This is a genomic window from Rhodococcus indonesiensis, assembly GCF_047782815.1.
In the GTDB taxonomy this organism is placed as follows: Bacteria; Actinomycetota; Actinomycetes; order Mycobacteriales; family Mycobacteriaceae; genus Rhodococcus; species Rhodococcus indonesiensis.
This window is the reverse complement of sequence record NZ_CP180630.1, coordinates 2,402,442-2,425,878: the sequence shown is the minus strand read 5'-3', so window position 1 is coordinate 2,425,878 and position 23,437 is coordinate 2,402,442. Positions and strand designations below refer to the sequence as shown.

At 70.3% G+C, this 23,437-nt stretch carries 21 protein-coding genes; 11 read left to right on the top strand and 10 right to left on the bottom strand.

Annotated features, from left to right (window positions below; all coding sequences use genetic code 11):
- Window positions 1-82 precede the first annotated feature (82 nt).
- From ACM26Y_RS11315 to ACM26Y_RS11295, 5 genes are all read left to right on the top strand, one after another.
- The gene (locus ACM26Y_RS11315; RefSeq protein ID WP_416063458.1) at window positions 83-1,459 is read left to right on the top strand and encodes a WS/DGAT/MGAT family O-acyltransferase; all 1,377 of its coding nucleotides are present in this window, start codon (window positions 83-85) and stop codon (window positions 1,457-1,459) included.
- A gap of 100 nt (window positions 1,460-1,559) precedes the next feature.
- On the top strand, window positions 1,560-2,798 hold the full coding sequence (locus tag ACM26Y_RS11310) for an HRDC domain-containing protein (protein WP_416063457.1): 1,239 nt from the start codon (window positions 1,560-1,562) through the stop codon (window positions 2,796-2,798).
- A gap of 339 nt (window positions 2,799-3,137) precedes the next feature.
- The gene (locus ACM26Y_RS11305; RefSeq protein WP_416063456.1) at window positions 3,138-4,346 is read left to right on the top strand and encodes a thiolase family protein; all 1,209 of its coding nucleotides are present in this window, start codon (window positions 3,138-3,140) and stop codon (window positions 4,344-4,346) included.
- 2 nt (window positions 4,347-4,348) lie between these two features.
- Entirely contained in the window at window positions 4,349-6,454 is a 2,106-nt protein-coding gene (locus tag ACM26Y_RS11300; protein ID WP_416063455.1) for a 3-hydroxyacyl-CoA dehydrogenase NAD-binding domain-containing protein, read from the top strand.
- Between the two features lie 138 nt (window positions 6,455-6,592).
- Window positions 6,593-8,032: a sugar porter family MFS transporter gene (locus ACM26Y_RS11295; protein ID WP_371383015.1), complete on the top strand. Its 1,440-nt coding sequence runs from the start codon at window positions 6,593-6,595 to the stop codon at window positions 8,030-8,032.
- Window positions 8,033-8,087: 55 nt separating this feature from the next.
- Here the strand turns inward: ACM26Y_RS11295 and dxs are convergent, their stop codons facing one another.
- Window positions 8,088-10,061 (bottom strand): 1-deoxy-D-xylulose-5-phosphate synthase, encoded by a 1,974-nt coding sequence (gene dxs / locus ACM26Y_RS11290; protein WP_416063454.1) that lies wholly within the window; start codon window positions 10,059-10,061, stop codon window positions 8,088-8,090.
- A gap of 284 nt (window positions 10,062-10,345) precedes the next feature.
- Between dxs and ACM26Y_RS11285 the strand changes: the two genes are divergently transcribed.
- Both ACM26Y_RS11285 and ACM26Y_RS11280 read left to right on the top strand, forming a co-directional pair.
- Window positions 10,346-11,320: an ATP-binding cassette domain-containing protein gene (locus ACM26Y_RS11285; protein WP_416063453.1), complete on the top strand. Its 975-nt coding sequence runs from the start codon at window positions 10,346-10,348 to the stop codon at window positions 11,318-11,320.
- Window positions 11,317-12,156 (top strand): ABC transporter permease, encoded by an 840-nt coding sequence (locus ACM26Y_RS11280; protein WP_003935565.1) that lies wholly within the window; start codon window positions 11,317-11,319, stop codon window positions 12,154-12,156. The genes ACM26Y_RS11285 and ACM26Y_RS11280 overlap by 4 nt, the downstream gene beginning before the upstream one ends.
- On the opposite strand, the gene ACM26Y_RS11275 is transcribed toward ACM26Y_RS11280, so the two are convergent.
- The 4 genes from ACM26Y_RS11275 to ACM26Y_RS11260 all read right to left on the bottom strand — a co-directional run bounded on the left by ACM26Y_RS11275 (window position 12,157) and on the right by ACM26Y_RS11260 (window position 17,567).
- Window positions 12,157-13,689 (bottom strand): MDR family MFS transporter, encoded by a 1,533-nt coding sequence (locus tag ACM26Y_RS11275; RefSeq protein ID WP_416063659.1) that lies wholly within the window; start codon window positions 13,687-13,689, stop codon window positions 12,157-12,159. It abuts the gene before it with no gap.
- Between the two features lie 59 nt (window positions 13,690-13,748).
- Window positions 13,749-14,207, bottom strand: coding sequence for a MarR family winged helix-turn-helix transcriptional regulator (locus tag ACM26Y_RS11270; RefSeq protein ID WP_416063452.1), 459 nt, complete (start codon window positions 14,205-14,207; stop codon window positions 13,749-13,751).
- Window positions 14,208-14,310: 103 nt separating this feature from the next.
- Complete coding sequence (locus tag ACM26Y_RS11265; RefSeq protein ID WP_416063451.1) at window positions 14,311-15,579, bottom strand: class I SAM-dependent RNA methyltransferase; 1,269 nt, start codon at window positions 15,577-15,579, stop codon at window positions 14,311-14,313.
- Window positions 15,576-17,567: an APC family permease gene (locus ACM26Y_RS11260; RefSeq protein WP_371383020.1), complete on the bottom strand. Its 1,992-nt coding sequence runs from the start codon at window positions 17,565-17,567 to the stop codon at window positions 15,576-15,578. The genes ACM26Y_RS11265 and ACM26Y_RS11260 overlap by 4 nt, the downstream gene beginning before the upstream one ends.
- A 177-nt stretch (window positions 17,568-17,744) precedes the next feature.
- Between ACM26Y_RS11260 and ACM26Y_RS11255 the strand changes: the two genes are divergently transcribed.
- Both ACM26Y_RS11255 and ACM26Y_RS11250 read left to right on the top strand, forming a co-directional pair.
- Window positions 17,745-18,410, top strand: coding sequence for a potassium channel family protein (locus tag ACM26Y_RS11255; RefSeq protein ID WP_289380704.1), 666 nt, complete (start codon window positions 17,745-17,747; stop codon window positions 18,408-18,410).
- A 61-nt stretch (window positions 18,411-18,471) separates the two neighbouring features.
- Window positions 18,472-19,125: a potassium channel family protein gene (locus ACM26Y_RS11250; RefSeq protein ID WP_003935571.1), complete on the top strand. Its 654-nt coding sequence runs from the start codon at window positions 18,472-18,474 to the stop codon at window positions 19,123-19,125.
- A 4-nt stretch (window positions 19,126-19,129) separates the two neighbouring features.
- Here the strand turns inward: ACM26Y_RS11250 and ACM26Y_RS11245 are convergent, their stop codons facing one another.
- Window positions 19,130-19,807, bottom strand: coding sequence for a DUF3159 domain-containing protein (locus ACM26Y_RS11245; protein WP_003935572.1), 678 nt, complete (start codon window positions 19,805-19,807; stop codon window positions 19,130-19,132).
- Between the two features lie 69 nt (window positions 19,808-19,876).
- On the bottom strand, window positions 19,877-20,254 hold the full coding sequence (locus ACM26Y_RS11240; RefSeq protein ID WP_003935573.1) for an OB-fold nucleic acid binding domain-containing protein: 378 nt from the start codon (window positions 20,252-20,254) through the stop codon (window positions 19,877-19,879).
- Window positions 20,255-20,389: 135 nt separating this feature from the next.
- On the opposite strand from ACM26Y_RS11240, the gene ACM26Y_RS11235 reads away from it, so the two are divergent.
- Entirely contained in the window at window positions 20,390-21,118 is a 729-nt protein-coding gene (locus ACM26Y_RS11235) for an alpha/beta fold hydrolase (protein ID WP_289380705.1), read from the top strand.
- Window positions 21,119-21,130: 12 nt separating this feature from the next.
- Here the strand turns inward: ACM26Y_RS11235 and ACM26Y_RS11230 are convergent, their stop codons facing one another.
- Both ACM26Y_RS11230 and dut read right to left on the bottom strand, forming a co-directional pair.
- On the bottom strand, window positions 21,131-21,928 hold the full coding sequence (locus ACM26Y_RS11230) for a DUF3710 domain-containing protein (RefSeq protein WP_416063450.1): 798 nt from the start codon (window positions 21,926-21,928) through the stop codon (window positions 21,131-21,133).
- A 1-nt stretch (window position 21,929) separates the two neighbouring features.
- Complete coding sequence (gene dut / locus ACM26Y_RS11225; RefSeq protein WP_052033941.1) at window positions 21,930-22,400, bottom strand: dUTP diphosphatase; 471 nt, start codon at window positions 22,398-22,400, stop codon at window positions 21,930-21,932.
- 19 nt (window positions 22,401-22,419) lie between these two features.
- On the opposite strand from dut, the gene ACM26Y_RS11220 reads away from it, so the two are divergent.
- On the top strand, window positions 22,420-22,929 hold the full coding sequence (locus tag ACM26Y_RS11220; RefSeq protein WP_052033932.1) for a DUF3093 domain-containing protein: 510 nt from the start codon (window positions 22,420-22,422) through the stop codon (window positions 22,927-22,929).
- Between the two features lie 101 nt (window positions 22,930-23,030).
- Here ACM26Y_RS11220 and ACM26Y_RS11215 read toward each other — a convergent pair whose 3' ends face one another.
- On the bottom strand, window positions 23,031-23,333 hold the full coding sequence (locus ACM26Y_RS11215) for a DUF4193 domain-containing protein (protein ID WP_003935578.1): 303 nt from the start codon (window positions 23,331-23,333) through the stop codon (window positions 23,031-23,033).
- Window positions 23,334-23,437 lie beyond the last annotated feature (104 nt).

Genomic DNA, 23,437 nt, shown 5'->3' with positions numbered 1-23,437 from the left:
CGGAGCACCGGCCGCCCGGGGGTACGCGCACGTGGAGCGATCGTTCCCGTGCAGATTCTAGAACTCGTTCTACCATGAGGGCATGCATCGACTCAGCGGCCTCGACGCCGGATTCCTGTACCTCGAGACGCCGACGCAGCTGCTGCACGTGTGCGGACTGATCGTCCTCGACCCGACCACGGTCCCGGGCGGATACCGCTTCGAGACGCTCCGCGCCGGACTCGCCGCCCGTGTTCCGGCCGTGCCGTTGTTCCGGCAGAAGATCGCCGACAGCCCGTTCAATCTCGACCATCCGGTGTGGGTGGACGATCCGGACTTCGACCTCGACCGGCACCTGCACCGGGTCGCGGTCCCGGCGCCCGGGCGCCGGGAGGAACTCGCGGAACTGTGCGGACACATCGCTGCGCAGCCGCTCGACCGCTCCCGGCCCCTGTGGGAGATGACAGTGATCGAGGGGCTCGAGGACGGATCGGTCGCCGTCATGACGAAGATCCACCACGCGGGCGCGGACGGCGTCACCGGCGCCGAACTCGTGGCCCAGCTGTGCAGTCTCGAACCCGATGCACCGCGCCCCGATCCGGTCGCCGACGGTGCCGGTGGGGGGTCGGCGCTCGAGATCGCCCTCGGCGGCTTGTTCAACGTCGCCACCCGCCCCTTGGGTCTGGTACGAGCACTGCCCAAGACCGTGGAACTGCTGCCCCGGTGGATCACCCGGGCCCGGCGGGGCGAGGCCATGCCGGCGCCGTTCACCGCGCCGCGCACATCCTTCAACGGCACCATCACCGGCCACCGCAGTGTCGGGTTCACGCAATTCGATCTGGGCCGGGTCAAGGCCGTGAAGGACGAGCACGGCGTGAAGGTCAACGACGTCGTCATGGCGGTGTGCGCCGGGGCGTTGCGCCGCTACCTCACCGAGCGCGACGAACTTCCCGACTCCCCGCTGATCGGCATGGTCCCGGTGTCGGTGCGCGGCACGTCGGACCGGCCCGGGCGCAATCAGGTCTCGCCGATGTTCGCGAGCCTGCACACCCACATCGTGGATCCGATCGAGCGATTGCACGCGATTGCCGATGCGAATGCCTCTGCCAAAGAACATAATTCGGCACTGGGCGTGAGCCTGCTGCAGGACTGGACGCAGTTCATGGCGCCGGCGGTGTTCGGCACCGCGATGCGCATGTACGCGTCGCTGCGGCTGGCGGAACGCCACCCCGTGGTGCACAACCTGGTGGTGTCGAACGTGCCGGGCCCCGCCGTGCCCCTGTACTTTCTGGGCGCGCGGATCCGGGCCATGTATCCGCTGGGGCCGATCTTCCACGGTGTCGGACTCAACGTCACCGTGATGTCCCTGTCCGGCACGCTCGATGTCGGCGTGCTCGCGTGCCCCGAGCTGGTTCCCGACCTCTGGGCACTCGTCGACGGCTTCCCCTCGGCGCTCGAGGAACTCGAGAACTCACGATGACCCGCCCTGTGCCTTTCGTCACCCCGGGAATCGACGCGGGGACCGCGCCGTTGACCGGGTCGACGCCCCTGTTTCCGCCATCCGGATAGAGTCACGAAGCATGTCGGTAGCCAACGAGCACGAGCCCGCGCGGGCAACGGTCCCGTTGCTGACCCCACGGGACGGTGTCCCCGAGGTCGTCACCACGGCCGCCGGAGTGGCCGCGGCCGCGGAGGCGCTCGCCGCGGGCCGGGGACCGCTGGCCGTCGATGCCGAACGCGCCTCGGGATTCCGCTACTCCGCGCGGGCCTACCTCGTGCAACTGCGTCGCGCCGGCGCCGGCACGGTACTGCTCGACCCGATCCCGACGGCCGGCGCGCTCACCCCGCTCGCATCGGCGATCAACGATCTCGAGTGGGTGTTGCACTCCGCCGACCAGGACCTACCCGGCCTCGACGAGCTCGGGCTGCGGCCTGCGGTGCTCTACGACACCGAACTGGCCGGACGACTGGCCGGCTTCGATCGAGTGGGGCTGGCCGCCATCGTCGAACGCACCCTCGGCTTCGAACTGCGAAAGGGGCACGGGGCGGCGGACTGGTCCACCCGGCCGCTCCCCGATGCCTGGCTGAACTATGCGGCACTCGACGTCGAGATCCTCGTCGAGCTCCGGGACGCGATGGCGGACGAGCTCGAGCGGCAGGGCAAGTCGGACTGGGCGGCGCAGGAGTTCGAGCACATCCGTCGCGCCGGACCCCCCGCCCCCAAGCCGGACCGCTGGCGCCGCACCTCCCGGATCCACACCCTCAAGGATCCGCGCCGGCTCGCGATCGTGCGTGAATTGTGGACTGCGCGAGACGAACTCGCGGCACGGCGAGACATAGCACCGGGACGGGTACTGCCGGACTCCGCGATCGTCGCCGCAGCGGAGGCCGCACCTCGCACGGTCGAGGAGCTGCGCGCCCTGCCGGTGTTCGGAGGCCCCCGTCAGCGCCGGTCGTCGCGGATATGGCTGGGCGCGATCGAACGGGCCCGGGCACTGCCGAAATCGGAGCTGCCCCCGGTCACCCAGCCGTTCACAGGTCCGCCGCCGGCCAACCGTTGGGCCCGGCACGACCCCGAGGCCGCGGCGCGGCTCGCCGCGGCCCGGTCCGCGCTCGCCGAGCTGAGCGAGCAGGTGCAGGTGCCGGTGGAGAATCTGGTCGGCCCCGAGATGGTGCGCCGGCTGTGCTGGGAGTGGCAGGTGCCGACCGATGCGGACGTCGTCGCGTACATCGAGGAACGGTTCGCCGCCGACGGGGCACGGCCCTGGCAACGGGAACTGACGGTGCCGCGGCTGGCGAAGGCGCTGTCCGCGGACTGACCCCCGGATCCCTCCTTCGCGACGGTCGAGCTCGGCGCCGCCGCGATCGTCGCCGTCCGTCTCGTACCCGAGCGCGCGCACGCCGCCGCCGTAGCCGCCCGGAATCGGCGCCGAGGGCTGCCACGGGCCGGATCGCCGGTCACGACCATCCACGCCCCTCGGCCGTGCGGTCGTGCCCGCAGACCGACGACCCTCGGCGCACCCCTCCCGCAGCCGCGGACACAGGTGGTAAGTTACCGGTCGGTAACACGTTGGCGTCCGGGCTGCCCGGCGCCGGATGTTCCCGGAACCCTGGCCTCGCCCACGTCGGCGAGCATCGCTCCATCGGGAGGAATACGCGTGGCGTCAACCACCACAACTCAACGCACTGTCGTCTTCGTCGACGGCGTACGCACCCCGTTCGGGAAGGCGGGCCCGAAGGGCATCTACGCGGAGACCCGCGCCGACGACCTCGTCGTCAAGACCATCAGGGAACTGCTGCGCCGCAACCCGCAGCTCGACCCCGCGCGCATCGACGAGGTCGCCATCGCCGCGACCACCCAGACCGGCGATCAGGGCCTGACCATCGGACGCACCTCCGCGATCCTTGCCGGTCTGCCCGAGACCGTGCCGGGCTTCGCGATCGATCGGATGTGCGCGGGCGCTATGACGGCGGTCACCACCACCGCCTCCGGAATCGGCTTCGGCCAGTACGACGTCGTCGTCGCCGGCGGCGTCGAGCACATGGGCCGCCACCCGATGGGCCAGGGCGCCGACCCGAACCCCCGCTTCCTCGCCGACAAGCTCGTCGACCCCAGCGCCCTGGTGATGGGCAACACCGCGGAGAACCTGCACGACCGCTTCCCGAGTATCACCAAGGCCCGCACCGACGCGTACGCCGTCGCCAGCCAGAACAAGTACGACGCCGCGAAGAAGGCCGGCTACCTCGCCGACACCCTCGTGCCCGTCGCGACCCGGTCCACGACGGGATGGGGCCTGGCCACCGAGGACGAGCCGCCGCGTCCGGGCACCACGCTCGAGGATCTCGCGACGCTCAAGACCCCGTTCCGTCCCGCCGGCCGCATCACCGCCGGCAATGCCGCCGGCCTCAACGACGGCGCGACGGCCTGCATCCTCGCCGGTGAGGACACCGCCCGCGAACTCGGCCTGCAGATCGGGATGCGCATGGTCGGGTTCGCCTTCCATGGTGTCGATCCGGCCGTGATGGGCATCGGCCCGGTGCCGGCAACCGAGAAGGTCCTGGCCCGCACCGGCCTGACCATCGATGACATCGGTCTGTTCGAGATCAACGAAGCCTTCGCCGTGCAGGTCCTCGCCTTCCTCGAGCACTTCGGCATCGACGACGCCGACCCGCGGGTCAACCAGTGGGGCGGTGCCATCGCCTGCGGTCACCCGCTCGCCTCGTCCGGCGTGCGCCTGATGACCCAGCTCTCCCGGCAGTTCGCGCAGCACCCCGAGGTGCGTTACGGCCTGACCACGATGTGCATCGGCCTCGGCATGGGCGGCACCGTGATCTGGGAGAACCCCAACTTCGAGGGAGACAAGTAGTCATGAGCGAGCTTTCGTCCCTGTTCGCCGACGAGGTCGTCACGAACGCCTACACCAAGATCCTCCGGGTGCCCGGCATCGACGGTCCCGTCGCGCTGATCACGCTGGACAACGGGTTCGACCACACCAAGCCGAACTCGTTCGGCCCTGCCGGCCTCGCGGCGTTCGACGCCGCGCTCGACGAGGCGTTCGCCGCGGAGCCTGCCGCCGTCGCCGTCACGGGTAAGCCCTTCATCTTCGCCGCGGGTGCCGATCTCAAGGGCGTGCCCGCGATCACCACCCGCGAGCAGGGCGTCGAACTCGGCCGGCTCGGCCACCGGGTCTTCCGGCGGCTGCGCGAGTCGGCCGTCCCGACCTTCGCTTTCGTCAACGGGCTCGCGCTCGGCGGTGGCCTCGAGGTCGGGCTGCACTGCCACTACCGCACCTACGCCGACAACGTGCCCGCGCTCGGTCTGCCCGAGACCATGCTCGGCCTGGTCCCCGGCTGGGGCGGCACGCAGCTGCTGCCGAACCTCATCGGCCCCGACGCGGCCGTGACCCTGATCCTCCAGAACCCGCTCGACAACGGCAAGGTGATCCGCGCGCAGCAGGCCGAGCAGATCGGCCTCGCCGACGCGGTGTTCGGATCGGCGGATTTCCTCGAGCAGTCCCTGGCCTGGGCCGCGAAGGTGCTCGCCGGGCAGATCACCCCCGCCCGGCCCGAGATCGATCGCGGCGCCGGCTGGGACAGTGCTCTCGAACGGGCGAGGGCGCTCGTCGCGGCCAAGACCCGCGGCTTCGCGCCTGCCCCCGCTCGGGCGATCGAGCTGCTCGAGCTCGCCCGCAACACCGACATCGGTGACCCGCAGTCGCTGTCGGCCGGCTTCGCCGCCGAGGACGAGGCGCTGGCGGACCTGCTCATGTCCGACGAGCTGCGGGCCGGACTGTACGCGTTCGACCTGGTCAACAAGCGCGCCAAGCGTCCCGCGGGCGCCCCGGACAAGTCGCTGGCCCGCAAGGTCACCGGTGTCGGCATCGTCGGTGCGGGCCTGATGGCCAGCCAGCTCGCGCTGCTGTTCGTCCGGCAGCTGAAGGTGCCGGTGATCCTCACCGACATCGACCAGGAGCGCATCGACAAGGGCGTCGGCTACGTCCACACCGAGATCGACAAGTTGCAGGGCAAGGGCAGGCTCTCGCCCGACGCGGCGAACCGTCTCAAGGCACTGGTGTCCGGCTCGCTGGACAAGGCGGCGTTCGCGGACACCGACTTCGTCATCGAGGCCGTGTTCGAGAACATGGACGTCAAGAAGCAGGTGTTCGCCGACCTCGAGCAGCACCTCTCGCCCGAGACGATTCTCGCGACCAACACCTCTTCCCTGTCGATCACGGAGATGGCTGCGGACCTGAAGCACCCCGAGCGCGTGGTCGGCTTCCACTTCTTCAACCCCGTCGCTGTGCTCCCGCTGCTCGAGATCATCAAGGGGGCGCAGACGGACGATGCGACCCTGGCCACGGCCTTCGCCACCGCCAAGGCGCTGAAGAAGTCGGCCGTGCTGTGCGCGGACAAGCCGGGATTCGTGTTCAACCGCCTCGTCACCCGCACCCTCGGGGAGGTCATGACCGCCGTGGACGAGGGCACCCCGTTCGAGGTGGCGGACAACGCCGTCGGCGCACTCGGCATGCCCATGAGCCCGTTCACCCTGCTCGCGCTCGTCGGCCCGGCCGTCGCGCTGCACACCGGCGAGACCCTGCAGGCCGCCTACCCCGAGCGCTTCGTCTCCTCCCCCGGCCTCGAGGCACTCGTCGAGGCCCGCAAGCCCGGGGTGTGGACGTACGTCGACGGCAAGCAGGTCGTCGACCCGGAGGTCGCCGCGCTGTGGCCGCAGGGCGACCGGCCCTCCACCGCCGAGGAGGTGCTCGAGCGGACCCGTCGCGCGTTCGCCGAGGAGATCCGGATCATGCTCGAGGAGGGCGTCGTCGCCGCTCCCGAGGACATCGATCTGTGCCTGATCCTCGGTGGCGGCTTCGGATTCTGGAACGGGGGCATCACGCCGTACCTGGATCGCACCGGCACCTCGGAGGCCGTCAACGGGGCACGCTTCCTCGCCCCGGGAGTAGCGAGCGTCTGACACCCGGTTGTTCGTCACGGCGCCCCGCGGTCCGCGCACTCCGCTGCGGACCGCGGGGCGTGTCCGTGCGTATCGCCCCGGCCACGGTGCCCGCCGAAGCGGCCCCCTCGGTGCACCGTCAGGCGTACCGTCCAGCCTGTGACCGACAGTTCCCACCTCCCCCATTCGAGGCTCGAACAGCAGCACACGGTGGCGCGCGCGGTGTTGTTCGCTGCCGTGGCCGCGCTCGGCGGATTCCTGTTCGGGTACGACACCGCCGTCATCAACGGCGCCGTCGGGGCCATCCGGGACCGCTACGAGGTCGGAGCCGGCGCCATCGGCCTGTCCGTGTCGCTGACGCTGGTCGGCGCGGCGATCGGCGCGTGGATTGCCGGCAGCGTCGCCGACCGGCTCGGCCGGATCCGGGTCATGCAGATCGCCGCGGTCCTGTTCCTCGTCGGGGCGCTCGGGTCGGCGTTCCCGTTCAGCATCTACGACCTGACCTTCTGGCGCACCATCGGCGGCGTCGGCGTCGGCTTCGCCTCGGTCATCGCCCCGGCCTATATCGCCGAGATCTCGCCCGCTGCCATTCGCGGCCGGCTCGGTTCGATGTACCAGCTCGCGATCGTTCTCGGTATCGCCGTCTCCCAGCTCGTCAACTATGCGCTGGCCGCGGCGGCCGGGGGTGCCCGCGAAGAACTGCTCGGTATCGAGGCGTGGCAGTGGATGCTCGCGCTCGGCGCGGTCCCGGCGACGCTGTACCTGATCATGACGTTCCCGATCCCCGAGTCTCCGCGGTATCTGGTTCGGATCGGCCGGGAGGACACGGCGCGTCGCATCATCGCCACGGTCGAGGGCGGCGACGAGGTCGCCGTCTCCGAGCGGATCGCCACGATCCGCGAGACCCTGCACCTCGAGGCCGCCCGGCCGGGAGTACGGGACGTGTTCACCCGGCGGCTGGGCGTGGCCGGGCTGATCTATGTCGGCATCGCGCTGGCGGCTCTGCAGCAGTTCGTCGGCATCAACGTGATCTTCTACTACTCGTCGACGCTGTGGCAGGCGGTCGGCTTCGGTGAGGATCGGTCCCTGCTCATCAGCGTCGTCAGCGCGCTGGTCAACATCGTCGGCACCTTCGTGGCCATCGCCGTGATCGACAAGATCGGCCGCAAGCCGCTGCTGTTGGTCGGCTCGGTGGGCATGGCGCTCTCGTTGGGCACTGCCGCGGTGTGCTTCCACTCGGCGACGTTCGTCGTCAACGAGGACGGTGAGCGGGTCGCGACCCTGTCCGACACCAACGGCACGATCGCCCTGCTGGCCGCCAACGCCTTCGTCTTCTTCTTCGCCCTCTCGTGGGGCCCGGTCGTGTGGGTCCTCATCAGCGAGATGTTCCCGAATCGGGTGCGCGCCGTCGCCGTCGGCATCGCGACCGCGTCCAACTGGGTGGCGAACTTCCTCGTCTCGGCGACGTTCCCGGCCCTGGCCGACTGGAACCTGTCCTTCACCTACGCCGGATACGCGCTGATGGCTGCGCTCTCGCTCGCACTGGTGCTCAAGTTCGTGCCGGAGACGCGCGGGCGCACCCTCGAGGAAGCAGGCTGAGCAGTCGAGGGGCCGGTCCATCGCATACGCGGTGGACCGGCCCCTCGGTTCAGCGTCAGCGGCCGGGGTCGCGACGGACGACGACGTCGCCCGCCGACTCCTCACCGGCCGATCCGTCCACGGCCGGCTCCGCCTTCTGCGCGGCCCCGAGCCCGACCACCCAGCCGGTGACCTGACGGGCGACGTCCTGCGCGGTCAGACCCAGCTCGCGATGGATCTGCTCCCGCGATGCGTGATCCAGGAACCGTTGCGGCACACCGAGTTCGCGGGTGGGAAGGTCCACGCCGGACGAGCGCAGGGCCGACGAGACCGCCGAACCCACGCCGCCGTGCATGCCGCTGTCCTCCACGGTGACGACGAGCCGGAAGTCCCGCGCCAATCGAGCGAGGGCCGCCGGAACGGGCAGCACCCAGCGCGGGTCGACGACGGCGGCGGTGAGGCCGTGCTGCTCGAGCCGCTCCGCCGCGTCGAGTGCCAGGCCCGCAAAGGCTCCGACCGCGACGATCAGCACGTCGCCGCGGCGTCCGGGCGGCATCCGCAGTACGTCGACGGTGCCGTCGATGCGCTCCACCGCGGGGATGTCGGGACCGACCGCGCCCTTCGGGAACCGGAGTACGGTCGGGCCGTCCGCGACGGCGAGCGCCTCGTCGAACTCCTCGCGCAGGGTCGCGCCGTCGCGCGGCGAGGCCACGCGGATCCCCGGGATCACGCCCAGCAGGGAGAAGTCCCACATGCCGTTGTGGCTGGCGCCGTCGGCACCGGTGATGCCCGCTCGGTCGAGCACGACGGTCACCGGGAGTTTCAGCAGCGCCACGTCCATCAGCAATTGGTCGAAGGCACGGTTGAGAAACGTCGAGTACACCGCGATCACCGGGTGCATCCCGCCGAGCGCCAGGCCTGCGGCGGAGGTGACGGCGTGCTGTTCGGCGATGCCGACGTCGAACATCCGGTCCGGGTAGCGTTCACCGAAGGCCGAGAGGCCCGTGGGCCCCGGCATCGCGGCGGTGATAGCCACGACGTCCTTGCGGCGACCGCCCTGCACGAGCAGTTCGTCGGAGAACACCGACGTCCAGTCCGGGGCCGACGCTGCCGCGGTGGCGCGGCCCGTGACCGGGTCGATGACGCCGGTGGCGTGCATCTGATCGGCGACGTGGTTCTCGGCCGGCGCGTATCCGGCGCCCTTACGGGTGACGGCGTGCACGATCACCGGTCCCCCGAACGACTTGGCCCGGCGGAAAGCCGCCTCGAGAGCGGCCTCGTCGTGACCGTCGACCGGTCCGAGGTACTTCAGGCCTAGATCGGTGAACAGTACCTGCGGGCTGACCGCGTCCTTGATACCGACCTTCATCCCGTGCAGCACGGAGTACGCGGCCGCCCCGATCCACGGCAGCCTCTTCACGAATCGGCGGCCGTTGTCGAGGACCCGCTCGTAGCCGGGCTGCAGCCGCAGCGCCGCCAGATGCTCGGCGAGCCCGCCGATCGTGGGCGCGTAGGAGCGGCCGTTGTCGTTGACGACGATCACGAGCGGGCGGTCCCGTCCGGCTGCGATGTTGTTCAGCGCCTCCCAGCACATTCCGCCGGTGAGCGCGCCGTCGCCGACCACGGCGACCACGGTCCGGTCCTGCTGGTCCGTCAGTTCGTAGGCCTTGGCGAGGCCGTCGGCGTAGGACAGGGCCGCCGAGGCGTGCGAGGACTCGACCCAGTCGTGCTCACTCTCGGCGCGACAGGGGTACCCCGACAGGCCGCCCTGCTTGCGCAACGTGTCGAAGCCGTCCTTGCGGCCGGTCAGGATCTTGTGGACGTAGGCCTGATGGCCGGTGTCGAAGATGATCGGATCGTGGGGTGAGTCGAACACCCGGTGCATTGCGATGGTCAGTTCGACGACGCCGAGGTTGGGGCCGAGGTGTCCCCCGGTCGCCGCCACCTTCTCCACCAGGAACCGCCGGATCTCCTCGGCGAGTTCCCGGATCTCGGGTTGGCTGAGCCGGCGCAGGTCCTCGGGCGACTCGATGCGGGACAGGACACCCAACTGGTATTGCTCCCTCCGGCTCGGACCCGTGCGTTTCCGCGCGGGCGGTTCTCCTCAGTCTACGGAGCGTCGGAGGTGGTCGACTCGTCACGTCGCGCCGCCGGCCCGTCTCACACCGTGTCCCTCACCTCATTATGCCGGTGCTGTGACGCTGCACACCCGGCTCGCGGAGCCGGTCGCGGGATCCCTCGTCGCCGGGGGTGCCCACCATGCGCGGCGACGGCGGCCGGTCGAATCCGACAAAACCGATTGCCGCGCCCGGCACCGTGGGCAAGGCTGGAGCCATGCCCCCTGCATTGGCCATCGAGACCTCGGGCCTGATCAAGCGTTTCGGCGCGGAGACCGCCGTGGACGGCATCGACCTCGCCGTGCCCGCCGGCGGCGTCTACGGCGTGCTCGGCCCGAACGGCGCCGGGAAGACGACCACGATCCGGATGCTCGCGACACTGCTCGCACCGGACGGCGGCACCGCGACCGTCCTCGGGCACGACGTGCGCCTCGAACCCGAGCGGGTTCGCCGCCGGGTTTCGCTCACCGGTCAGTTCGCCTCGCTCGACGAGGATCTGACCGGGTCGGAGAACCTGATGCTGCTCGCGCGGCTGCTGGGTTTCTCCAGGGCCGGCGCCCGATCCCGGGCCGCACAGCTGCTGGCCGCGTTCGACCTGGAAGCGGCCGCGGGCCGCCAGGTGAAGCTGTATTCCGGGGGTATGCGGCGCCGTCTCGACATCGCCGCGAGCATCATCGTCGCACCCGAACTGATCTTCCTGGACGAGCCGACGACGGGACTCGACCCGCGAAGCCGCAATCAGGTGTGGGAGATCGTGCGAGCCCTGGTCGCAGCCGGGACGACGGTGCTGCTGACGACGCAGTACCTCGACGAGGCGGACCAGCTCGCCGATCGGATCGCAGTCATCGACCGGGGCCGGGTGATCGCCGAAGGCACCCCGGGCGAGCTCAAGGCGTCCGTCGGATCCGGTTCGCTGCACGTGCGGTTGGCCGATCCTGCGCGCCGGGACGATGCGGCAGCCGTGCTGGGCGCGGTGCTGGGGGTGGCGGTGACGGCCGGCTCGGACCCGGCGGCGCTGACCGCGCGGGTGGACGATCCGCGAGCCGCGGCGGCGGCCCTGACCGCCCTCGACACCGCGGACATCGCGGTCACGACGTTCGCCCTCGGGCAGCCGAGCCTCGACGAGGTCTTCCTCGCCCTCACCGGTCATCCCACGGAAGTTCCCGACGAAGACGAGGAGATCGCGTCGTGACCTCGACCGCCGACCGACGGGCGGGCACCCCGGCCGCCGTCGTGGACGTCCTGCACATCACCGGGCCGCGTCCCACTCCGGCGTCCGCGTTCGCCGCGTCGCTGTCGTTCGGGTGGCGGGCGCTGCTGCGGATCAAGCACGTCCCCGAGCAGTTGTTCGACGTGACCGTGTTCCCGTTGATGTTCACGCTGCTGTTCACGTTCCTGTTCGGCGGGGCGCTGGCCGGGTCGACCGAGGCGTACGTGCAGTTCCTCATCCCCGGGATCCTGGTGCAGACGGTGTGCACCATCACGATGTACACGGGGATGACCCTCAACCGCGACATCGAGAAGGGGGTGTTCGACCGGTTCCGGTCGATGCCGGTGTGGCGGCCCGCTCCGCTCGTCGGCGCCTTGTTCGGCGATCTCGCCCGCTACACGCTGGCGTCGGTGATCGTGCTGACGCTCGGGGTCGTGCTCGGTTTCCGGCCGACGGGTGGTCCGGTCGGCGCTGCTGCGGCGGTGGCGCTCGTGCTGCTGTTCGCGTTCAGTCTCTCGTGGGTGTGGACGATGCTGGCGATGCTGCTGCGCACCGAACAGGCGGTCATGGGTGTGTCGATGACCATCCTGTTCCCGCTCACCTTCGCGTCGAACGTGTTCGTCGATCCCGCGACGATGCCGAGCTGGCTGCAGGGATTCGTGACGGTCAATCCCATCAGCCGCCTCGTCACGGCCGTCCGGGACCTGACGGCGGGTACACCGGACGCCGCGCACCTCGCGATGGTGTTCGGGTGGTGCGCGGCGCTGGTCGTGTTGTTCGGCCCGGCGACGATGTGGTTGTACAACCGCCGGTCCTGATCAGCGCTCCGCCGCAGCGGGCTGCTCCTCGGTGACGATGTCGATGGTCTTCCGCAGCGGGCGGTTCGGGATGAACACGACCGCGGCGACGGTGACCAGCGCGATGATCGCGGCGACGAGGAACAGCAGCCCGGTGGCGTCGCCGTAGGCGTGGCGGATGATCTCCGCGACCGGCTCGGGCAGGGCCGCGAGGTCGAGGTTGCCGCCACCGCCGGCCGAGCCGGTGTCGATGCCGAGGGCGGCGAAGCCGTCCGCGGACAGCGTGGTCACCCGGGTGGCGAGGATCGATCCGAGCACGGACACCCCGATCGCGCCGCCGAAGGTGCGGAAGAACGCGACCGAACTGCTCGCGGCTCCGATGTTGCGGACGCTGACGGTGTTCTGCACCGCGAGCACCAGGTTCTGCATGAGCATGCCCGTGCCGAGGCCGACGATCGCGATGTCCACCCCGATCAGCCACATCGGAGTGGCGTGGTCGAGGAAGCCGAGCAGACCGAAGCCGACCACCTGCAGGACCGCGCCGAGCACCAGGAACGGCTTCCACCGGCCGAAGCGAGTGATGAGCTGACCGGAGACCACCGAGGCCACGAGCGAACCCAACACCATGGGGATCGTGAGCAGGCCGGCGGCCGTCGGGCTGTAGCCGCGTGCGGTCTGGAAGTACTGGCCGAGGAAGGCGGTGGCGCCGAACATCCCGACGCCGACGGCGACGGACGCGATGATCGCGAGCGCGGTGGTGCGCTCGGTGACGATCTTCAGCGGGATGATCGGGTCGGCGACCTTGGACTCGACGACGACGGTGGCGGCGAGCAGTGCGAGGCCGACGCCGACGTACGCGAGGGTCTCCCACGACAGCCACTCGTAGTAGCCGGCCTTGCCCGCGAAGGACACCCAGATCAGCAGGACGCTGACACCGGCGGTCAGCAGTGTGGCGCCGAGCCAGTCGATGCTCACGTCCTGCTTGCGCTCGGTCACGATGTGCAGGGTGCGCTGCAGCAACACCATGGCTGCGACGGCGATCGGGATGGAGATGAAGAAGCACCAGCGCCAGCCGAGCGGGCTGTCGACGATGACGCCACCGAGGATCGGCCCGCCCGACATGGACACGGCCATCACCGCGCCCATGTAACCGGAGTACCGGCCGCGTTCGCGGGGCGGGATGATGCTGCCGATGACCGCGACGACGAGCGCGGTGAGACCGCCCATTCCGATGCCCTGGATCACGCGGGCGGCGAGCAGGACGGGCACGTCGGTGGCGAGGCCGGCGATGATCGAGCCCGCCACGAAGACGAGGATCGCCGCCTGGACCAGCAGCTTCTTGTTGAACAGGTCCGCGAGCTTGCCCCAGATCGGTGTCGAGGCCGCGTTGGCGAGCAGCGCGGTGGTGATGATCCAGGCGAACTGGGTCTGGGACCCGTTCAGGTCCGCGATGATCGTCGGGAGCGCAACCGCCACGATGGTGCTGCTCAACAGCGCCGTGAAGAGGGCGGCGAGCAGCCCGGCGAGAGCCTCGAGGATCTCGCGGTGGGTCATGGTGGTCTCGGCGGCACCGGGGGCGCTCACCGAGGAGGGCGGACTGACAGGTGCGGCGCTCACAGGCAGTTCCTTCCGGTGGTGTCGTGGACGGAAAGGGTGTCGTTCAGGTGCGCGAGCGCGCCGAGGACGGATTCGGCTTGCGCCTGGTCCCAGCCGCCGAGCAGCTCGTGCAATCGGGAGGCGCGACGGTCGCGGATCTCGCGCAGGGCTTTGCGCCCGGTCTCCGACACGCTGACGCGGTGGGCCCGCCGGTCGTCGGGGTCGCGATGACGGTCCACCATTCCCCGTTCGACGAGTTCGCCCAGCTGCCGGCTCAACGCGGACTGGCTCATACACAGTTCCGCAGCGAGTTCGCTGGGACGGCACTCCCCCATTCGCCACAGGACGAACAGGACCCCGGTCAGGGCGTTGGGCAGCGCGTCGCCCGTCGAATTGTCCAGGGTCGTGCGCAGCGTGCGACCGAACAGGAAAATCGCGTCGACGAGCGCGTGCGCGGTGTCGGGCTGGACGGCCACGGATCGCCTCCGAATCGATATTAATTGCTTGCAACACGCAACTATATATTTAGTTGCATGCTGCAAGCAACCACGAAGGCCCGGACGGCGTCGGCAGCCTCGATCAGCGGGTGAACAAGGCCAGACACTCCACGTGGTGCGTCGAAGGGAATGCCGCGTAGACGCGCAGCTCGGCAAGTTCGAAGCCGTGGTCCCGGTACAGGCCGACATCGCGGCCGAACGCCGCCGGATCGCATCCGACGTGCACGACGCGTTCCGGCCCGGCCGCCGCGACGGCAGCCACCACATCCCGCCCGGCGCCGGCCCGCGGCGGGTCGAGCACCACGACCTGCGGGGCGGGAAGGTCCGGGAGCAGCTGCTCCACCCGGCCCGCATGGAACCGCACCTGCCCCAGATCCGCGAGCGCTTCGGCCCCGTCCTGCACCGCCCGGCGGGACAGTTCCACCGACTCGACCCGGCCGCCGGTGCCGACCTGATCGGCCAGGACGGCGGCGAACACTCCCACCCCGCCGTAGAGATCCCACGCCGTCGCACCCGGCGACACCGCCGCCCACTCCCCCACGGTGTCCGAATAGGCCTGCGCTGCCCCACGGTGCGCCTGCCAGAAGCCGGTTGCGGCCAGGTGCCATTCGCGGTCGCCGACGCGCTCGACCGCCCGCCCCGAACCTTCGACCACCTTCTCGGCGCGCGGCGCCCCGGCCGCCGCACGCCGGGCGGCCGCTCCCCGCCGGCCCGGGCTGCGACGCCCCGTGCGGGACACCGGCGGCGGTGCGATCTCGATCACGTGCCGCGTCCCGTCGGCATCGAGGACCACCTGGACCTCGGAACCAGGACGCCACACCCGTTCGGCCAACCCCTCGTAGGCCCGTGCCTCGATCTGCGGACAGGCCAGTTCGGTCTCGATCTCATGGCTCCGGTACCGCCGGTACCCCGCTCGGCCCGCGGCGTCGACCGCCAGGCGCACCCGGGTGCGCCAACGGGTGCCGTCCGCTGCCCCACCCGGCAACTCCTCGACGAGCACGTCCCGCTCGACGCCGCCGAGACGGCGCAACTGCTCCGCGACCACCGCGGCCCCGAATGCCCGCTGGGCCGGCACCGTCGCGTGGGACAGGTCGCAACATCCCGAGCCGCCGGGCCCGGCGATCGGACACACCCGTTCCCTCCGGTCCGGCGAGGCCTCCAGGATATGGACGGCGTCGGCGCGGCAGAACGAGCCGCCACGGTCCTCCGTCACCGACGCGACGACCCGCTCGCCGGGCAGACCGTGCCGGACGAACACGACCCGGCCCTCGTGCCGCGCGACGCAGAACCCCCCGTGCGCCGGGTTGCCCAGCGTCACCTCGAGCCGGCGTCCGGACCAGTCGATACTCACCGTTCCTCCTCGAAACCCCGACGCACCGATCCCGGCGCGGAATCCAGACGTTCCGCGCGGGCGTGGGCGGACGAACTCAGCTGCCACGGGACGCTGGTCACCATGACACCGGGCTGGAACAACAGCCGGCTCTTCAGGCGCAGCGCACTCTGGTTGTGCAGGATCTGCTCCCACCAGTGACCTACGACGTACTCCGGGATGAACACGGTCACCACGTCGCGCGGTGAATCCCGCCGCACCCGCCGGACGTACTCGAGGACGGGGCGGGTGATCTCCCGGTACGGCGACTCGACGACCTTCAGCGGGACGGTGATGTCGCTACGTTCCCACTCGCGCACCAGCATCCGCGTGTCGGCGTCGTCGACGTTGACGGTGACCGCCTCGAGCGTGTCCGGACGGGTCGCCCGCGCGTACGCCAGCGCTCGCAGGGTCGGCATGTGCAGCTTGGACACCAGCACGATCGAATGGGTGCGGCTGGGCAGCACCCCGTCCCATTCGGTGTTCTCCAGTTCTTCGGCCACGCTGTCGTAGTGACGGTGGATGGCCTTCATCACGCCGAAGATCGCTACCATCGCCACGATCGCGATCCACGCGCCCGCCGCGAACTTCGTCACCAGCACGATCACCAGCACGGATGCGGTCATGGCCAGGCCGATCGTGTTGACGATCCGCGACCGCTGCATGCGTTTGCGCTGCTCGGGGTCGGTCTCGGACGCCAAGTGCCTCGTCCAGTGCCGGATCATGCCGGTCTGGCTGAGGGTGAACGAGACGAACACACCGACGATGTAGAGCTGGATCAGCTTCGTGACCTCCGCGTCGAAGGCCCACACGAACACGATGGCCACACCCGACAGGAACAGGATGCCGTTGCTGAACGCCAACCGGTCGCCGCGGGTGTGCAGCTGCCGGGGCAGGTAGCGGTCCTGCGCCAGCACCGAAGCCAGCACCGGGAAGCCGTTGAACGCCGTGTTGGCGGCCAGCACCAGGATCAGCGCCGTCACGACGGTGATCAGCACGAAGCCGAGCGGGAAGCCCTCGAAGACCGCGTGCGCCAACTGCGCGACGAGTGTCTTCTGCCGGTAGTCGTCCGGCGCGCCGCGCAGCTGGGTCTCGGGATGCTCGGCGATCACCACACCCACCTTGTTCGCGAGCAGGATCATGCCGAGAAGCAGCACGATCGCAATCCCACCGAGCATGAGCAGGGTCGTGGCCGCGTTCCGGGACTTCGGCTTGCGGAACGCGGGCACCCCGTTGCTGATGGCCTCGACCCCGGTCAGGGCCGCACACCCGGACGAGAACGCGCGGGCGATCAGGAACACGAACGCGATCGCGGTCAGACCGGACTGCTCGGCGACCAGCTCGAAACCGGCCGACTCGGCCCGGACGTCGTCGCCGAACACGAAGATGCGCACCAGTCCCCAGCCCAGCATCACGACCATGCCGATCATGAAGGCGTAGGTGGGAATCGCGAACGCCGTGCCGGCCTCGCGGAGGCCACGCAGATTGACCGCAGTCAGCAAGACGATCGCGGCGATGGCGAAGAGCACCTTGTGGTGCGCCACGAACGGGACCGCCGAGCCGATGTTCGCCGCAGCCGAGGAGATCGACACGGCGACGGTGAGCACGTAGTCGACCATCAGGGCGCTGCCGACGGTCAGGCCGGCGGTGGGCCCCAGGTTCTTGGTCGCGACCTCGTAGTCCCCGCCCCCCGACGGGTACGCGTGCACGTTCTGCCGGTAGCTCGCGACGACGACCGCGAGGACGAGCGCCACCGCGACGCCGATCCACGGTGTGAACACGTACGCCGACAGACCCGCGACGGACAGGACGAGGAAGATCTCCTCCGGAGCGTACGCCACCGACGACAACGCGTCGGATGCGAACACCGGCAGGGCGATTCGCTTGGGCAGCAACGTGTGACCGAGCGTGTCGCTGCGGAACGGCCTACCCAACAACAACCGCTTCGTGGCGGTCGAGAGCTTGGACACTCGCAAAGCCTAAGCCGTCCCGCCGGCCACCCGCCGGGCACCCGTGGCCGTGTCCGAAATGCACCGCTGCGGGGGTACCGTCGCCCGGCACCGCACACCGGCCCCGCGCGAGCGGTACGGTTCGGTTCTGCACGTCGCGACCGGGCGACACGGCAAGGAAGAGAATCGGAGCGAACGGTGTACGTGGTGGTCATGGGTTGCGGCCGGGTGGGTTCCTCCCTGGCTGCGGCGCTCGTCCGGCTGGGCCACGAAGTGGCCGTCATCGACCGCGACCCGAGCGCGTTCCTGAGGCTCGGCCCGGACTTCCCGGGACACACGATCGTGGGAATGGGCTTCGACCGGGACGTGCTGGTGCGGTCCGGCATCGAGCGAGCCGACGCGTTCGCCGCGGTCTCCTCCGGGGACAACTCGAACATCATCTCCGCCCGGGTCGCCCGGGAGACCTTCGGCGTCGAACGGGTCGTCGCCCGCATCTACGATGCCAAGCGCGCCGCGGTGTACGAACGACTCGGGATCCCCACCGTCGCCACCGTGCCGTGGACGACCGACCGATTTCTGCACAACCTCACCTACGAGAGCCAGACGGCCAAGTGGCGGGACCCGACCGGCACCGTCGCCGTCGCCGAGGTGTCGCTGCACGAGGACTGGATCGGCCGCAACGTCACCGACTTCGAGGCCGCCACCCATTCCCGGGTCGCATTCGTCATCCGCTTCGGCACGGGGGTCCTGCCCGACCGCAAGACGGTGCTGCAGGCCGACGATCAGGTATACATCGCGGCCGTCTCGGGCACCGTCGCCGAGGCGATCGCCCTCGCCGGCCAGCCCCCTGCGGCCGACGATTGACCGTCCGGTGCCTGCAGACGCAGCCGAACACACGACCCGGACATCACCGAGAGGAACGCCGATGAAGGTGGCCATCGCGGGAGCGGGAGCCGTCGGACGCTCCATCGCGCGCGAACTGATCCGCAACCACCACGACGTCATGCTGCTCGAACGCAAGCTCGAGCACGTCGAGCCCGACTCCGTGCCCGATGCCAAGTGGGTGCACGCCGACGCCTGCGAGCTGAGCCTGCTCGAGGCCGCACAACTCGAGCAGTACGACGTGGTGATCGCCGCTACCGGCGACGACAAGGCGAACCTGGTGCTGAGCCTGCTCGCCACCACCGAGTTCGGCGTCGCGCGGGTCGTCGCCCGCGTCAACGACCCGCGCAACGAGTGGCTGTTCGACGAGTCGTGGGGGGTCGACGTTGCTGTCTCCACACCGCGCATGCTGGCGTCGCTGGTCGAGGAGGCCGTCTCGGTCGGTGATCTGGTCCGGCTGATGACGCTGCGTAAGGGCGCGAACCTGGTCGAGATCACCTTGCCGGACACCACCGCGCTCGCCGGGAAACCGGTACGCAAACTGCAGCTGCCCCGGGATGCGGCCCTGGTGACGATCCTGCGCGGGGGCCGCGTCATCGTCCCACAGCCCGACGACCCCCTCGAGGGCGGCGACGAGCTGCTGTTCGTCGCCGCGACCGAGGTGGAACAGGAACTGCGCGCAGCGCTCGGGCTCTGACGGGTCAGCGGACGTCCTGCTCGGGACCGTCGGCCGTCCGACCCGGCTCGGTCTCGATCGGCTCGTCGACCGTCTCGGGCGCCGGTTCGACGACCCGGTCGGCGCGGCGCACCGCCCACAACGTGACCAGCAACGCCACCGCCGTCAGCGGCCATCCCATGCCGATGCGGGCCACTGCGAGCCAGCCGGTCCGGTCGGCGTCGTACAGCTCGTGTTGCACGAGGTAGCGAGCCGCGAACACCAGCGCCCACGCCGCCGTCGCGATGTCGTAGGCGCGCACGGCGACACGGTGGCGCCGCCAGGACGATCCCTGCCCGTTGAGCATGCCCCAGATCACACCGACCAGCGGCCGCCGCACCAGGATGGACAGGACGAAGCCGGCGGCGTACAGCAGGCTGGTGTAGATGCCGAAGAGGAAGTAACCCTTGGCGTCGCCGGTGCGGTAGGCGATGAAGGCGCACACGCCCACACCGAGAAAGCCCGAGACGGCGGGCTGGACGGGGGTGCGCTGGACGAGTCGCCACACGAGCACGGCGGTGGCTGCGGCGAGGGCCGCCCAGATCGCGGCGGTCAGACCCCAGACGCTGTTGACCGGAACGAACACCAGCACGGGCACGGTCGACGAGACCAACCCGCTGAGTCCACCGAGTTGTTCCAGGACCGTCTGCTGCTTCTCGCTCACTCCTACGAGGGTGCCACAGCCGCGCGCGAGGGCGGGTGGCGCCGGGAACGGGCGCGGCGGCGCCGGGGTTCAGGCTCGCTCGCGCAGTTCGTAATACGGGTTGTAGAGGACCTTCGCGCCGTCGCGCTCACCGACGCGGCCGCGCACCAGCAGCGTCTTGCCCGGCTCGATGCCCGGGATGCGGCGACGGCCGATCCATACGAGCTTGACGGCTTCGGTGCCGTCGAACAGTTCGGCTTCGACGGCGGCGCTGGCGGCCTTCGGGCACGCCTCGACGCTGCGGAGGCGGCCGAACATGGTCACTTCCTCACCGCGTGCGCAGTCGCAGGCGCGTCGAGCCCCGGTCGCCTGGGCGGTTTCGGCGATCTCCTCGGCGTCGAGCTGCTCGAGATCCTCCGTGAGCCGACGGGTGAGTCGGCGGAAGTAACCGGCTGCGGCGGTTGCCATAGCGTGCTCCTGGAACGGGCGCGGCACGGGTCTCGGGCCGCGCATGGGGCTTTCCTGAGGGCCACTGTAGACCTATCGGGACGGGGCAACCACTCCGGTTCCCACCTGCGCGGACGGGTCCGGCAGGATCGTGGCATGCGCTCCGCGAACAGCTCCCCGGAACACCGCGGGACCAGCACTGTCGTCGCTGTCGTCCTGCCCGGAACGGGCTCCGACGCGCACTTCGCCGAGCGTGCGTTCGCGGGTCCGCTCGCCGCTGCCGGCGTACGCACCGTCGCGGTCGACCCGGATCCGGCGCGTGTGGTGGGCAGCTACGTCGATGCCCTCGACCGTGCCGCGGCCGAGGGTCCCGTGCTGGTGGGTGGTGTGTCGCTCGGGGCTGCCGTCGCACTGCGGTGGGCGGCCGAGCATCCCGGGCGCGCCGTCGGTGTGCTGGCCGCGCTGCCGGCGTGGACGGGCTCGCCGGACGCCGCCCCGGCGGCGGCGAGCGCTCGTTGGACGGCCGGGGAGTTGCGCGCGCACGGGCTGGCCGCGGTGACCGCGGCGATGGTGGAGTCCAGTCCCGCGTGGCTCGGGACGGAGCTGGCCCGGTCCTGGCGGTCGCAGTGGCCGGACCTGCCGGCGGCGCTCGACGAGGCGTCCCGGTACCGGGCACTGGACCTGCACGAATTGCAGGCCGTGGAGGTGCCGGTCGGCATCGCCGCCGCCGTGGACGACGCGGTGCATCCCCTCGCGGTCGCGCAGGAGTGGTGTTCGCACCTGGTGCGCGCCGCGCTGGGCACGGTCACTCTCGCCGAGATCGGCACCGACCCGTCCGTACTCGGGACAGCCTCCCTGGAGGCATTGCGGCGCGCCCGGGACTGACGGGTCGGTCCGTCAGAAACCGAGCTGCTGCATCGCCGACCCCGACTCACCGTGGCGTGGGCGCGACTGGGGCGCGGGCTGCTGGGGCGGTGCGGGCTGCTGGGGCGGTGCCGGCTGCTGGGACGGTGCCGGCTGCTGGGACGCCTGCTGCGCGGCTGCCTGCTGCTGTTGTTGTGCGGCGGCCAGTTGCTCCGCAAGAGCTTTCGGGAGCACCACCGGCAACGGCGTACGCACCGGGTGCGGATCCTGGCCGCGACGCACGACGGTTTCGGCGACGATGCTGCGTGCGGTCTCCACCAGCGGCGAGTCACCCGTCACCGAACCGGCCGGCCCGGCGACAACGCAGCGGATCATCCACCGGTAGCCGTCGACACCGAGGAAGCGCAGATCCGCGTTCGGGGTGCTGCCCTGCAGTTCCCGGCCCCACGGTCCGCTCTCGATGCTGACCGTCGCATTGTCGCGGCGCAGCGATTCGGCCAGCTCGGCAGCCACCTCCCGCCACTGCCCCGGAGACTTCGGCGCCGCGTACGCGGAGATCGTGATCCGTCCGTGCTGGGTCACCAGGTGCACGGCCTGGGGTTGACCGTTCGGCGCCATCTCCACCTGGATCTGCCCGCCCGGCGGCAACGGCACGAGGACCGACCCGAGGTCGAGCCGGCTGCCGACCGCGTCCTCACCGATGTCGTCGATGTCGTAGGGGCCGCCCTGCGGCACCGGTGTCTCGTCTTCCCCGGGGGTGGGGGCGAACTCACCGTCGTCCGCGAGTCCGGGCGCTTCGGCGTCCCGGTTCTTCCGGCGTCGTCCGAACATGTCAGGAACCTTCCTTCACCAGACCGGCGTGCCCACCGCTCGATCCGTATCCTCCGGCGCCGCGGCTGGTGTCGTCGAGAGAGTCGACCTCGACGAAGTCGACGAGTTCCACCTTCTGCACGAGTAGCTGAGCGATGCGGTCGCCACGACGCAGCTCGACCACGCGGTCGGGATCGTGGTTGATCAGGCACACCTTGATCTCGCCGCGGTAGCCCGCATCCACCGTCCCGGGGGTATTGACCACCGAGAGCCCGAACTTCGCGGCCAGGCCGGAACGCGGATGGATCAGACCCACCGTGCCGACGGGCAGGGCCACCGCGATGCCGGTCCCCACCAGCGCTCGCCGCCCGGGCTCGAGGGTCACGTCCACCGTCGTGCACAGGTCCACGCCGGCGTCGCCGGTGTGTGCGCGGGCGGGCATGGGAATCCCCGGGTCCAGACGGAGCAGAGGGACGGCTGGAAGATCGGTCACGTGCACCGAGACTACTCTGATGGACGTGTCTCGAACCTCTCGACCCGATGCGGATGCGCAGCAGACGACCGACGTGCCGGTCTACTCCGAACGGATGTGGGTGCCGCTGTGGTGGTGGCCCCTCGGCCTGGGCGTGGCCGCACTGCTGGCCGCGGAACTGCACATGGGGGCGCCCGGCCTGTACGCCTGGCTGCCGTACGTGCTGCTGCTGCCGTTCCCTGTCTGGGCGCTCGTGTGGCTGTCCCGTCTGCGGTTGGAGGTGACGGCCGGGGAGCTGATCGTCGGCCGGGCGCACCTGCCGCTCGAGGTGATCTCCCGGGCCGTCGTGGTGCCGGCATCGGCGAAGAGCGCCGCCCTGGGACGCCAGCTCGACCCGGCGGCGTACGTCCAGCACCGCCCGTGGATCGGGACGATGGTGCTCGTCGTACTGGACGATCCGGACGACCCCACCCCGTACTGGCTGATCAGCACGAGGCGGCCCGCGGAGCTGCTGGCCGCCCTGGGTTGTGCCGACGAATCCGAAGGCTGAACCGAGGACGGCCGGTCAGCGGAATGTTCCGGAGCTCAGGCTGCACAGTCCCGGGGTTGCTCAGTCCCGCCGGGACTCAGGCTGCACAGTCCCGCCGGGACTCAGGCTGCACAGTCCCGGCAGATCATCACGCCGTTCTCGTCGCTGGCGAGTCGGCTGCGGTGGTGTACCAGGAAGCAGCTCGAGCAGGTGAACTCGTCGGCCTGCTTGGGCACCACCCGAACCGACAGCTCCTCACCGGACAGATCGGCGCCGGGCAGCTCGAAGGACTCCGCGGTATCCGACTCGTCGACGTCCACGACTGCGGACTGCGCCTCGTTGCGTCGCGCCTTCAATTCTTCGAGTGAATCCTCCGACACCTCGTCGGTTTCGGTTCGCCTCGGTGCGTCGTAGTCAGTCGCCATTTCCTCTACCTCTAGTCCTCGTGCAGGTGCCCTGCCGAAGGACACTGTTCATGTCCTTCGGCGGGGGCAACGCCCGACCGTCTCCGGAAGTTCCCGCCGACCGT

Bases quoted from the DNA above. Each gene is read 5' to 3' on its own strand.
- ACM26Y_RS11315 (WP_416063458.1), top strand. From the start codon at position 83: ATGCATCGACTCAGCGGCCTCGACGCCGGATTCCTGTACCTCGAGACG.
- ACM26Y_RS11310 (WP_416063457.1), top strand. From the start codon at position 1,560: ATGTCGGTAGCCAACGAGCACGAGCCCGCGCGGGCAACGGTCCCGTTG.
- ACM26Y_RS11300 (WP_416063455.1), top strand. From the start codon at position 4,349: ATGAGCGAGCTTTCGTCCCTGTTCGCCGACGAGGTCGTCACGAACGCC.
- ACM26Y_RS11285 (WP_416063453.1), top strand. From the start codon at position 10,346: ATGCCCCCTGCATTGGCCATCGAGACCTCGGGCCTGATCAAGCGTTTC.
- ACM26Y_RS11275 (WP_416063659.1), bottom strand. From the start codon at position 13,689: ATGACCCACCGCGAGATCCTCGAGGCTCTCGCCGGGCTGCTCGCCGCC.
- ACM26Y_RS11250 (WP_003935571.1), top strand. From the start codon at position 18,472: ATGAAGGTGGCCATCGCGGGAGCGGGAGCCGTCGGACGCTCCATCGCG.
- ACM26Y_RS11240 (WP_003935573.1), bottom strand. From the start codon at position 20,254: ATGGCAACCGCCGCAGCCGGTTACTTCCGCCGACTCACCCGTCGGCTC.
- ACM26Y_RS11235 (WP_289380705.1), top strand. From the start codon at position 20,390: ATGCGCTCCGCGAACAGCTCCCCGGAACACCGCGGGACCAGCACTGTC.
- ACM26Y_RS11230 (WP_416063450.1), bottom strand. From the start codon at position 21,928: ATGTTCGGACGACGCCGGAAGAACCGGGACGCCGAAGCGCCCGGACTC.
- ACM26Y_RS11220 (WP_052033932.1), top strand. From the start codon at position 22,420: ATGGACGTGTCTCGAACCTCTCGACCCGATGCGGATGCGCAGCAGACG.
- ACM26Y_RS11215 (WP_003935578.1), bottom strand. From the start codon at position 23,333: ATGGCGACTGACTACGACGCACCGAGGCGAACCGAAACCGACGAGGTG.